At 71.2% G+C, this 11449-nt stretch carries 11 protein-coding genes; 3 read left to right on the top strand and 8 right to left on the bottom strand.

Going from position 1 to position 11449, the window contains the following annotated elements:
* A partial coding sequence (locus DVH02_RS32500) for a VWA domain-containing protein (RefSeq protein WP_147286184.1) occupies nucleotides 1-504 on the top strand: 504 nt, incomplete at its 5' end.
* Between the two features lie 46 nt (nucleotides 505-550).
* Here the strand turns inward: DVH02_RS32500 and DVH02_RS32495 are convergent.
* Together DVH02_RS32495 and DVH02_RS32490 are read right to left on the bottom strand one after the other, a co-directional pair.
* Entirely contained in the window at nucleotides 551-1759 is a 1209-nt protein-coding gene (locus tag DVH02_RS32495) for a sensor histidine kinase (RefSeq protein ID WP_114627440.1), read from the bottom strand.
* An 89-nt stretch (nucleotides 1760-1848) separates the two neighbouring features.
* Nucleotides 1849-2502, bottom strand: coding sequence for a response regulator transcription factor (locus tag DVH02_RS32490; RefSeq protein ID WP_114627438.1), 654 nt, complete (start codon nucleotides 2500-2502; stop codon nucleotides 1849-1851).
* Between the two features lie 368 nt (nucleotides 2503-2870).
* On the opposite strand from DVH02_RS32490, the gene metG reads away from it, so the two are divergent.
* Nucleotides 2871-4592 (top strand): methionine--tRNA ligase, encoded by a 1722-nt coding sequence (gene metG / locus DVH02_RS32480; RefSeq protein ID WP_114627436.1) that lies wholly within the window; start codon nucleotides 2871-2873, stop codon nucleotides 4590-4592.
* A 73-nt stretch (nucleotides 4593-4665) separates the two neighbouring features.
* Here metG and DVH02_RS32475 read toward each other — a convergent pair whose 3' ends face one another.
* The 4 genes from DVH02_RS32475 to DVH02_RS32460 form a co-directional block, all read right to left on the bottom strand.
* Complete coding sequence (locus DVH02_RS32475; RefSeq protein WP_114627435.1) at nucleotides 4666-5637, bottom strand: intradiol ring-cleavage dioxygenase; 972 nt, start codon at nucleotides 5635-5637, stop codon at nucleotides 4666-4668.
* A gap of 193 nt (nucleotides 5638-5830) precedes the next feature.
* Nucleotides 5831-6682, bottom strand: coding sequence for a hypothetical protein (locus DVH02_RS32470; RefSeq protein WP_114627434.1), 852 nt, complete (start codon nucleotides 6680-6682; stop codon nucleotides 5831-5833).
* An 11-nt stretch (nucleotides 6683-6693) separates the two neighbouring features.
* A complete protein-coding gene (locus DVH02_RS32465; protein ID WP_147286183.1) occupies nucleotides 6694-7704 on the bottom strand; it encodes a hypothetical protein in 1011 nt (336 codons plus the stop codon).
* Nucleotides 7688-8197, bottom strand: a complete 510-nt coding sequence (locus DVH02_RS32460) for a SigE family RNA polymerase sigma factor (RefSeq protein WP_114627432.1) — start codon at nucleotides 8195-8197, stop codon at nucleotides 7688-7690. Before DVH02_RS32460 ends, DVH02_RS32465 begins: the two co-directional genes overlap by 17 nt.
* A gap of 259 nt (nucleotides 8198-8456) precedes the next feature.
* Between DVH02_RS32460 and DVH02_RS32455 the strand changes: the two genes are divergently transcribed.
* Nucleotides 8457-9029 (top strand): DoxX family membrane protein, encoded by a 573-nt coding sequence (locus DVH02_RS32455; protein WP_114627431.1) that lies wholly within the window; start codon nucleotides 8457-8459, stop codon nucleotides 9027-9029.
* Between the two features lie 66 nt (nucleotides 9030-9095).
* Here DVH02_RS32455 and DVH02_RS32450 read toward each other — a convergent pair whose 3' ends face one another.
* Nucleotides 9096-9290: a hydrophobic protein gene (locus DVH02_RS32450; protein ID WP_199566497.1), complete on the bottom strand. Its 195-nt coding sequence runs from the start codon at nucleotides 9288-9290 to the stop codon at nucleotides 9096-9098.
* A gap of 172 nt (nucleotides 9291-9462) precedes the next feature.
* Nucleotides 9463-11262: an aspartate--tRNA ligase gene (aspS, locus tag DVH02_RS32445; protein ID WP_114627430.1), complete on the bottom strand. Its 1800-nt coding sequence runs from the start codon at nucleotides 11260-11262 to the stop codon at nucleotides 9463-9465.
* Between the last annotated feature and the right edge of the window lie 187 nt (nucleotides 11263-11449).

Genomic DNA, 11449 nt, shown 5'->3' with positions numbered 1-11449 from the left:
GTCCAGGTGCGCGGCGAGCGCGCCCTCGCGCTCGCCGCGCACCTGGACGAGAGCGGCACCGTGCCCGTCGTGTTCTTCTCGACCGACATCGACGGCGGCGGCGAACTCGCCCTCGACACGTACGAGGGGAAGATCGGCGAACTGAACGGCTCCCTCGGCCGGATGGGCCGGACGAACTACCACCGCGCCGTCGAAGAGGTCGTGGAGCTGCACGAGAAGTCCGGCGCCACCGGGCCCGCGCTGGTCATCTTCCAGACGGACGGCGCGCCCAGCGCCGTGCGCCTCGCCAAGCAGGCGTTGGCGGAGGCCGCCCGGCTGCCGCTGTTCTGGCAGTTCGTCGCCTTCGGCGAACACGACGCCAAGGACTTCGACTTCGCCCGCAGGCTCTCCACCGACGAGTCCGCCGCGAACGTCGGCTTCTGCCACGTGGGCCCCGCGCCCCGGGACGTGCCGGACGCCTCGTTCTACCGCGAGCTGCTCGCCACCTGGCAGCCCGTCGGCTGACCGGGCGCCTCGCGCGTACCGGCCGACCCCACTGCCGTCGGCCCCGTCACTTCTCGACGCGGGCCGGCGGCAGTGTCACGGTCACCGCGAGGCCGCCGCCCGGACCGCCCGGCTCCGCCGTGACCGTCCCGCCGTGCGCCTCCGCGATCGAGAGGACGATGGAGAGCCCGAGCCCGGCCCCCCGGCCCATCCGGTCGCGCCCCTCGCCCCGCCTGAACGGCTCGAAGAGCACGGGGATGTCCGCCTCCGCCACCATGGGTCCGGTGTTCCGCACCACGACCACGCAGCCGTCGACCGCGACGTGGACCGTCCCCGTACCGTCCGTCACGTTGTAGCGCACCGCGTTGGCGAGCAGGTTCCCCACCAACTGACCGAGCAGCAGCCGGTTCCCCCTGACCACCCCGGCCTGCGCCACGGACAGCGACATCATCAGGGAGACGTCCCTGCGGCAGCGCGCCGTCTCCTCCGCCACCGCCTCGCCCAGGTCGACCAGCTCCAGGTCCTCCACATCGCGCTCGCTGCGCGCCAGCACCAGCAGCCCCTCGATGAGCTGCTCGCTGCGCCGGTTGTTGTCGAGGAGCGTCTGCTTCGTCCGGGCCAGCTCCTCCGGCGAGCCGAAGTCGTCCAGACCGACCTGGATCGCGGTGCGCTGCGTCGCCAGCGGGGTGCGCAGCTCGTGCGAGGCGTTGGCGATGAAGCGGCGCTGGCTGTCGAACGCCTTCTGGAGCCGCGCCAGCAGCGCGTCCAGCGTGTCGCCCAGCTCCTTCAGCTCGTCGTCGGGGCCAGAGGCGCCGACCCGTTCGTGGAGGTTGCGCTCGGAGAGCCGACGCGCCTTCGCCGTCATGGCGTGCACGGGGCGCAGCACCCGCCCGGCGGTCCACCAGCCGACCCCGACCGCGCACGCCGTCATGACGAGCAGCGAGACGAGGGACCAGAACAGCAGCTCGTTGGAGGCGACGTCGGTGACGCTGTCGGTGAGCTGGTAGGCGGTGATCGGCTCGACCTGCTGCTCGGTGATCAGTCCGCTGACGGAGCCGGGGGGCATCGCCGGTGCCACCTGGACGGGGGTCACCCGCCCGGCGATCTGCTGGGCCTCGCTCTGCGTACCGGCGCCGGAGAGCAGGTTGACGATGGCGAGCAGACCGCCGCCGAGCACGAGGAAGACGCCGCCGTAGATGAGGGCGATGCGGGTACGGATGGTGGTCCCGCGCATCGGTATGCCCGCGTCCGGCAGCCCTCGGCGCAGCATCCCCATCCCGCGCAGCCCGCCCTTCCTGAACCGTGCCCCGAGCCGGCGCCCGCCCTCCTGGCAGCGGCGCCCCGCGAGGCTCAGCACGGTGCCCTTCACAGCGCGTACCCGGCGCCCTGCACGGTGCGGATCAGGGCGGGCTCGCCGAGCTTGGCGCGGAGCTTGCTCAGGCAGACCCGGACGGCGCCGGTGAACGGGTCGGCGTGCGCGTCCCAGGCGCGTTCCAGCAGCTCCTCGGCCGAGACGGGCGCGCCGTCCGCCTCCAGCAGGATCTGGAGCACGGAGAACTCCTTGGGCGACAGGTCCAGCTCCACGCCGTCGCGCCAGGCCAGCCGCCGTACGGAGTCGAGCCGCACCCCGAGCCGCTCCAGCTGCGGCGGTACGGGCCGGGCGCTGCGCCGCCGCAGGGCGCGCACCCGGGAGACCAGCTCCGGGAAGTCGAAGGGCTTGCCCAGGTAGTCGTCGGCGCCGAGGTCGAGCCCTTCGACGCGCTCCTCCATGGAGGCGGACGCGGTGAGCATCAGGATGCGCGTACGGGAGGACTCGGCGACCAGCTTGCGGGCGACGTCGTCGCCGTGCACGCGCGGCAGATCGCGGTCGAGGACGACGACGTCGTAGTCGTGCAGTCCGAGGTAGGCGAGGGCGGCGTCACCGCTGTACACGGTGTCGACGGCGAAGCCCGCTCTGCGCAGCCCGGTGGCGACCAGCTCCGCCAGGACCTCCTCGTCCTCGGCGACCAGTACCCGCATGGTGTCGTCCCCTGCCCCTGTCCCGTTCCCCGTCCCGGTCCCGTTCCCCGTACTCGCTCCTGCCCCGTTTCCCGTCCCTGTCCCGTTCCCGGTCCCGTTCCCCGTCCCGTTTCCCGTCCCGGTCCCTGTCCCGCGCCCCATCGTCTGCCCAGCCTCGTACATGATGCCCTTCTCCTCCCGGGATGGGCATGTCTACCGCAATGGCTGTTTCCGAAAGCTCTCCTCACTTTCCCCACCCGGTATCCCACGCCCCACCGTCCTCCCCCGCACCAGTGCAACGGGCGACCCGTGACAGATCGGTCGGATACGATATTGACATTCCATCGACCAAATCATCACTCCGTGTAGCGACTTGGGAGCAGCCTGCGATGGCTCGACACCTCATCACCAGCGCCCTTCCGTACATCAACGGGATCAAGCACCTGGGCAACATGGTGGGGTCCATGCTCCCGGCCGACGTGTACTCCCGGTATCTGCGCCGTCGCGGTCACGAGGTGCTGTACATCTGCGCCACCGACGAGCACGGCACCCCGGCCGAGCTGGCCGCGAAGGAGGCCGGTGTCCCGGTCGACGCGTTCTGCGCCGAGCAGCACGACGCCCAGAAGGCGGTCTACGACGGCTTCGAGCTGTCCTTCGACTACTTCGGCCGCAGCTCCTCCGCCCAGAACCGCGAGATCACGCAGCACTTCGCGCGCAGGCTCCAGGAGAACGGGTTCATCGAGGAGCGGGCGATCCGGCAGGTCTTCTCGATCGCCGACGACCGCTTCCTCCCGGACCGCTACATCGTCGGCACCTGCCCGCACTGCGGCTACGACAAGGCGCGCGGCGACCAGTGCGAGAACTGCACGCGGGTGCTGGACCCGACCGACCTGATCGAGCCGCGCTCCGCGATCAGCGGCAGCGGTGAGCTGGAGGTCCGCGAGACCAAGCACCTCTTCCTGCTCCAGTCGAAGCTGGCGGGCGAGGTCGAGGAGTGGATCGACGCGAACGGCGCGGAGTGGCCGCAGCTCGCCTCCTCCATCGCCCGCAAGTGGCTGACCGAGGGCCTGCACGACCGCTCGATCACCCGTGACCTGGAGTGGGGCGTGCCGGTCCCGGCCGACACCTGGCCGGAGCTGGCGGCCGAGGGCAAGGTCTTCTACGTGTGGTTCGACGCCCCGGTCGAGTACATCGGCGCGACGAAGGAGTGGGCGGACCAGGACCCGGCGCACCGCGACTGGAAGTCGTGGTGGTACGAGGCCGACGACACCGTCCGCTACACCGAGTTCATGGCCAAGGACAACGTCCCGTTCCACACGGTGATGTTCCCCGCCACCCAGCTCGGCACCCGCGAGCCGTGGAAGAAGGTCGACTACGTCAAGGCCTTCAACTGGCTGAACTACTACGGCGGCAAGTTCTCCACGTCGCAGAAGCGGGGCGTCTTCACCGACGCCGCGCTGGAGCTGCTGCCCGCCGACTACTGGCGCTACTTCCTGATCGCGAACGCGCCCGAGTCGGACGACACGTCGTTCTCCTGGGAGCACTTCACGACGACGGTCAACAAGGACCTCGCCGACACCCTCGGGAACTTCGTCAACCGCGTCCTGTCCTTCTCGCGCAAGCGCTTCGGCGACGACGTCCCGGCGGGCGGGGCGCCCGGCGAGGCCGAGACGCGGCTGGGCGCGCAGATCGCGGAGCTGCTCGCGGAGTACGAGGGCCACATGGAGGCGCTCCAGTTCCGCAAGGCCGCCACCGCGCTGCGCGCGCTGTGGTCGGCGGGCAACTCGTATCTGGAGGAGAAGGCTCCGTGGCTGGAGATCAAGACGAATGAGGAGGGCGCGGCGCTGACCCTCCGTACGGCGATGAACCTGATCCACCTCTACGCGGTGGTCTCCGAGCCGTTCATCCCGGCCTCGGCCCGCGCCATGCGCGAGGCGTTCACCACGGCCGGGGACACGGCGCCGTGGGTCACGGCCGAGGAGGCGAAGGCGCTGGACGCCGTTCCGGCGGGTACGCCGTTCACGGTTCCGCCGGTGCTCTTCGCGAAGATCACCGACGAGGACCTGGCCGCGTACAAGGAGCGCTTCGGCGGCGAGGAGAGCGCGGCGTAACGCGCGCCGCCCCCGGCGACGCGGGGCCCGGGAAGCGGGGTGAACCCGCGTCCCGGGCCCCTTTCCCGTCTGGTCAGAGGTCCGTACCGTCGTGGGTCTCGTCCGGGTCCACGCCGACGGTGAGGGAGCCGACGACGCCGCGCGACACGTCGCCCTTCTTCCTGTACGTGAGCTTCAGCAGACCGCCCGTGACACCGCTCTGGTCGTAGATGGTGTCCTGTGTGAGGGTCGTACGGACCGCCGTGTTGGTCGCGTACGGTGCGACGCTCTCGGTGTCGAGGACGGCGGCCTCCTCGAAGAAGAACTGGCCGGTGTGGCAGGTGTGGCCGCCTTCGTAGCCGCTGTCGGTCAGCTCGCCGTCGACGTGCACCTTGACGTGGATGTGCACGGCGCGGCCCTGGTACCAGCCGGGGAAGAGGGTCGTGAACTCGACGAAGCCCTTCTTGTCGGTGAGCTGCGTGCCGCGCAGGTAGCGCTCGTCGTCGGTGGGCTCCTCGTGGCCGCCACCACCACCGCCACCACCGGGACCGCCGCCATCGGTCGGGGGCTCGCCGGTCGGTTCGCCGGTGGGCGCGTCGGTGGGAGCGTCGGTGGGCGGGGTGCCGCCGCCGGGGCCGCCGCCGCCACCGGAGCCCACGTCCTCGTAACCGGAGTAGATGCCGGTCGCGTCGCAGTGCCAGATGTCGATGGCCGCGGCTCTGAGCGGCGCGCAGCTCTCGGAGTCGATCACCTTGAGGCGGAGGGTGAAGGGGATGCCCTCCTTGTCCTCGGTGATGTCCTTCCGGATCTTGTCGGCGTCGATGTAGTACGGGCCCTCGGTGGTCTGCGAGGTGAGGGTGTAGCACTCCTCCGCGGCCTTCGCGGTCGCCTTGGCGCCGCCCGCCTTCGCCGCGGCGGCGCGCTGTGCGGCCGTCTCCTCGCCGGCCGACGCGGTGGTGACGGCGATGGCTCCGACACCGGCGGCGGCGACGGCCGCGCCGCCCGCGACGATGACCCGACGGCGCGTCACGTCTTTTTTGTGTTTGGGGAGTTGGGTGTCTGTCATGCGACGGGACGCTAGGGGGCCAAGCTGGCAGCCACATAGGTAAGGGCTGTGAGCCACCGGAGATGGCCGATACCTGTCGCGCCCGGCACGGGACCGGGGTGAGCGAGGCCGGGACGAGCGGGACCGGGGAGGGCGGGAACCGGGGCCCGTGGGGACCGGGGCCCGTGGGGACCGGGGCCCGTGGGGACCGGCGTCAGTGGGACAGCGACTCCGCGTCCCCCATCACCACCACCGGCCGCTTCTCCGGATCCAGCAGGAGCAGCAGCTCCCGCATCCGGTCGCGGTGGATCGACACGCACGCCTGGGTGGGGCCGTCGTGGTCCACGTGCATCCAGATGCCGCCGCCCTTCTCCATACCGAGCGGCCGGGTCCAGTCGAGCGGGCTGGTGCCGGGCACGCGGTTGTAGTCGATGGCGACGACGTAGTCGAAGGCCCCTTCCAGGGGTTCGCCGTCGACCCCCTGGCCGGACGCCGTGAAGGCGGGGCCCTGGTCGTACGTGAGCTTCGTGCCCGGGTCGTCGAGCAGGCCGCCCGCGTCGGTGAGCGTGAACACTCCGATGGGGGAACGCAGGTCACCCTGGTCGTGGTCGTCGGTCCAGCCGCTCTTGGCGTTGTGCGCGGGCCAGGGGTCCGTGACGGGGGCCCACCCGGCGACCGGATCGCGCTCGTAGACCTGGACGGACGAGTCACTGGAGTCCCGGTCGGCGCCGGTCACCACGACGGCCTGGGTGGTCTCGGGGGAGATCTCGGCGCGGGTCTTGCGGCCGAGGCCGGGGATCTCCTGCGGTACGACGGCCCGCGCCCCCGCGCCCGCCATCCCCGGGATGCCGGAGCCGCCCCCGCCGCCCGAACCGCCGCCGCTACCGGACTCGGCGCCGACGGCGTCCTTGTCGCTCACGGCCGTGCCGCCCGGCGCTGACCCCGCCTTGTCGGCGGTCCGGGTGTCGTCCCCGACGCCCCCGCAGCCGGTGAGCAGCAGACCGGCCGTCAGCAGCACGGCGGCCAGCGGTCCTCTGCGGACAGTGCGGACGGAGCACACAGACATGGACGGGCCTTTCATTTCGCGTTCCGGGGAGGGGTGGCACTGAAGGTGGGGCCGGAGTGGGTGGGGCCGGAGCCGGTGGCGGCGGTGGCGGTGGAGCCGTTTGTGGGTGGTTCGTCCGGTCCTGTCACGAAGTCTGCGCTGGCGATCATCGTATGGACGTCCTCCACGACCACCGGCGAGTCGCCGCCGAGACAGAGGCTGACGGTGAACTCCGCCCGGTTCGAGGGACCGGCCAGCAGGGCGCCGTACTCCTTGGTGCCGCCGATGTTCCGGCAGAAGGAGGAGGGGGAGCCCGCGAGGGACAACTCGGACAGCCCCTGGAGTTCGATCGACCGGGCGTCCCCGGAGGCGGGCGCGATGCTGACCAGAGCGCCGCCGGGCAGCAGCGAGACGATCGGACCGCACTCCGTCAGCTCCTTGGTGTCGCAGGCCGGGGGGTGGTCGGCGAGCGGCTGGTTGGCGAGAAAGGCGTGGGCGTACGGCCCGGACACCGCGTCCTCGGGGCTCTTCTGCGCCCGCCAGCCCGGGAGCAGCCGCAGGCTCAATCCGCCGAGCTGGGGGAAGCGGACGCGCTCGTCCTGCCCGTCGCTCCGGGACGGTTCCGGCGTGGCGCCGCGGCCGTCGCGGCCGTCCCCGTCGTCGCGGCCTCCGTCGTCGTCGTGGTGGCTGACGGAGGGGACGGGGGCGGCGGGCAGTACCGGCCCGGAGCCGCCGCGCAGGACCCCGGGGAGGAGCACCCCGGCCAGGACGAGCGCGGTCACGGTGGCGGCGGCGGCCCCGGCCGTACGCCGCCTGCGCCGGGCCAGTACGACGCGTTCCCGCACCCCCGCCAAGCGGCCCTCGGGGTCGGGCAGCCGGGGGACGGCCCGCTCCAGCAGAACCCGCAGTTCTAGTTCCTGCTGTTCCTGCTGGCTCTGCTGGTCCTGCTGGTCCTGCCGGTCCTGCCGGTCCTGCCGGTCCGGGTCGAGCGCCCGCCCACCCGGCCGGTCGGAGCCCGGTCGCGGCTCACCCACAGCGGTCACCGCCGTCCACCCGCTCGGGCAGCAGGGCCCGCAGCGAGCGCAGCGCCCTGGAGGACTGGCTCTTGACCGTGCCGGGGGAGCAGCCGAGCGCCGCCGCCGTGTCCTGCACGCTCAGGTCCTCGAAGTACCGCAGCACGACCACGGCCCGCTGCCGCACCGGCAGCGCCCGGACGGCCGCCGCCAGCGACTGCTCCAGATCCACGTGCGCGTACGCGTCCACCGCCCCGGCCGCGTCCGGGACATCGGCGTACGACAGTTCCCCGCGCCAGCGCCGCCGCCACCAGGAGGCGTGCAGATGCACGAGCGCCTTGCGGACGTACGCCTCGGGCCGGTCCCCCGATATGCGCGACCACTTCGGCCACACCTTCGCGAGGGTGCTCTGGAGCAGGTCCTCGGCCAGATGCGCGTCGCCCGTCAGCAGCCACGCCACCCGCAGCAGCCGCGCCCCCCGGGCGGCGACGAATGCCTCGAAGTCGGCGTCGCCCGGATCCATGGTCCTGTCCTCGCCATTCTGTTCGATCTGCCACGCCTGTGGAACGCGATGGGACACGGATCGGGTTGCCCGCGACGCGGAAAATATCCGACGGCCCGGCAAAGGACCTGGCAAAGCGCCTGGTGAGGGGCGCACCAAGGGGCTGGCGAGGACCGGAAAGGGGAACGGCGAGCGGCCCGGCAGGCCGCCTCACAGGGATTTGCTGTAACTTTCAAGTACAGCGTCCTTCACCCCCCTCACCTCAGGAGAGAACGCCGCCATGTCATCCCCCTCGCGCACCAGTGCCAGCACACTCCCCACCGGCCCCACCGGCTTCGGCGCCCCCGCCGCACCCCACGCCGCCACGCCGTACGCCTATGACGTCGGCCTGCTGCTGCTCCGTGTCGTCCTCGGCCTGACCATGGCCGCGCACGGCAGCCAGAAGCTGTTCGGCTGGTTCGGCGGCGGCGGGATCGACGGCACGGGCGCGTTCTTCACCATGAGCGGCTACCCGTCGGGCAAGGCGCTGGCCGTCGTGGCCGGGCTGAGCGAGACCCTCGGCGGCCTGGGCCTGGCGATCGGCCTGCTCACCCCGCTGGCGGGCGCGGCCGTGGTCGGCACGATGGTGAACGCCATCGCCGTGAAGGGCACCGGACACTTCTTCGCCCCGGCCGGCATCGAGTACGAGCTGCTCCTCACGGCCGGCGCCGCCGCCCTCGCCCTCACCGGCCCCGGCCGTATCGCCGTGGACCGCTTCCTGCCGTGGGTCAGGGCGCACCGCCTCGCCTACGGCGCGACGGCGGTGGCCCTCGGCCTGGTGGTGGCGGGCGTCACGCTGCTGCTGCGCAAGTAGGACGTACGCAAGGACGTACGCAACGACGTGCGCGAGGGCGTGTGCGAGCAGGGCACGCCAGGACGGCTACCAGCGGTACCAGCGACCCCGTCCGGTACCGGCTCCGGACCCCGGTCCTGAACCGGAGGACGGCCGCCGGATCAGGAAGCCGAGCAGCCAGAGCACGAAGAGCACGACCGCGATCCACCAGAGGGCATGCAGCACGAAGCCGAGCCCGAAGACGATCAGGACGATCAGAAGCACGATCAGCAGTGCGCCCATGGCTACCAGCTCCCAGCGGGATCCGCCCGGAGGGGACATTGCCGTGCATACCGGGCGTTTCTCACCTTACTCCGCCGGGCCGCGCACGAAGGCCGAGGGGCCCGCTGACCTTTACGTAAGCCTTTACGTAAAGGTCCCGGGCCCCTCGGCCTTCGTCGTACTCGCCGTTCGGCTACTTCTCGGCCGGCTTCTCCGCGGCCTTCTCGCCGCTCTTCGCCACCGGCTTGCGCAGCGCGATGTTCAGCTCCCGCAGCCGCGTCTCGTCCAGCTCCGTCGGCGCGCCCATCATCAGGTCCTGCGCGTTGCCGTTGAGCGGGAAGGCGATCGTCTCGCGGATGTTCGGCTCGTCGGCCAGCAGCATCACGATGCGGTCCACGCCCGGGGCGATGCCGCCGTGCGGCGGGGCGCCGAGCCGGAAGGCGCGCAGCATGCCCGCGAACTCGTGCTCGACGGTCTCGCGGTCGTAACCCGCGATCTCGAACGCCTTCAGCATCAGCTCGGGCTCGTGGTTGCGGATCGCGCCGGACGACAGCTCGATGCCGTTGCAGACGATGTCGTACTGCCACGCGAGGATGTCCAGCGGGTCCTTCGTCTCCAGGTCGTCCAGACCGCCCTGGGGCATGGAGAACGGGTTGTGCGAGAAGTCGATCTTCCCGGTCTCCTCGTCCTTCTCGTACATCGGGAAGTCGACGATCCAGCAGAACCGGAACACGCCCTCCTCGAAGTGCCCGGCGCGCTTGGCGGCCTCGACCCGCACCGCGCCCATGATCTTGGAGACCTCGTCGAACTCGCCCGCGCCGAAGAAGATGGCGTGGCCGGGGACGAGCGAGAGCCGCTCGGTGAGGACCTTCACGTCCTCCTCGGTGAGGAACTTGGCGATCGGGCCGCTCAGCGCGCCGTCGTCACCGACCCGCACCCAGGCCAGGCCCTTGGCGCCCTGCTCGACGGCGTAGTCCCCGAGCCCGTCGAAGAACTTGCGCGACTGCCCGGCGGTGTCCGGCACCGGCAGGGCGCGCACGTGCTTGCCCGCGAACGCCTTGAAGCCGGAGTCCGCGAAGACGTCCGAGATGTCGACCAGCTCCAGCTTGGCCCGCAGGTCGGGCTTGTCGTTGCCGTACTTCAGCATCGACTCCCGGAACGGGATGCGCGGGAACGGGGAGGTGACGTGACGCCCGCCGCCGAACTCCTCGAACAGCTCGGTCATCAGCTTCTCGATCGGCCGGAAGACGTCCTCCTGCTCGACGAAGCTCATCTCGACGTCGAGCTGGTAGAACTCGCCGGGCGAGCGGTCCGCGCGGGCGTCCTCGTCGCGGAAGCACGGCGCGATCTGGAAGTAGCGGTCGAAGCCCGAGATCATCAGCAGCTGCTTGAACTGCTGCGGCGCCTGCGGCAGCGCGTAGAACTTGCCGGGGTTCAGCCGGGACGGGACCACGAAGTCACGGGCGCCCTCGGGGGAGGTCGCGGTGAGGATCGGGGTGGCCATCTCGTTGAAGCCGAGCGCGGTCATCTTGTGCCGGATGGCCGAGATGACGGCCGTACGCAGCATGATGTTGCGGTGCATGCGCTCGCGGCGCAGGTCGAGGAAGCGGTACTCCAGGCGCCGCTCCTCGTTGACGCCGTCCTCGGCGTTGATCGTGAACGGCAGCGGGCCCGCCGCGCCCAGGATCTCGACCTCGGAGACCTCGATCTCGATCTCACCGGTCGGCAGCTCCGGGTTGACGTTCTCCGCACCGCGCGCGGAGACCTTGCCGTCGATACGGACGACGGTCTCCTTGGTGAGCTTGGACAGCTCCTCGTTCGCGGCGGTGCCGGGACGGGCGACGAGCTGCACCAGACCGTAGTGGTCGCGCAGATCGATGAAGAGGATGCCGCCCAGGTCTCGGCGATTGTGCAGCCAGCCGCTCAGCCGGACGTCGGCGCCGACGTCAGAGGCGCGGAGTTCGCCGCAGGTGTGGGACCTGTACCGATGCATCGTCGTTCATCCAGTCTTGGCAATCGAGGGGTGGGCCAGGAGACACAAGGTTAACGCCCGGAGCCCCCGCCCCCGGGCCCTGTCGGCCTCCGGGCCCCTCGCGGGCGCCCTCCCCGGGCAGCGCCCGCTTAGAGGTCCTAACAGAAGTCACTATCGGTGTGACCGTCGGCTTGGATGCTCGTTGGGC

Source organism: Streptomyces corynorhini, from assembly GCF_003346515.1.
GTDB lineage: Bacteria > Actinomycetota > Actinomycetes > Streptomycetales > Streptomycetaceae > Streptomyces > Streptomyces corynorhini.
The sequence above is the reverse complement of the archived record's forward strand: the minus strand, read 5'-3'. Positions and strand labels throughout refer to the sequence as shown.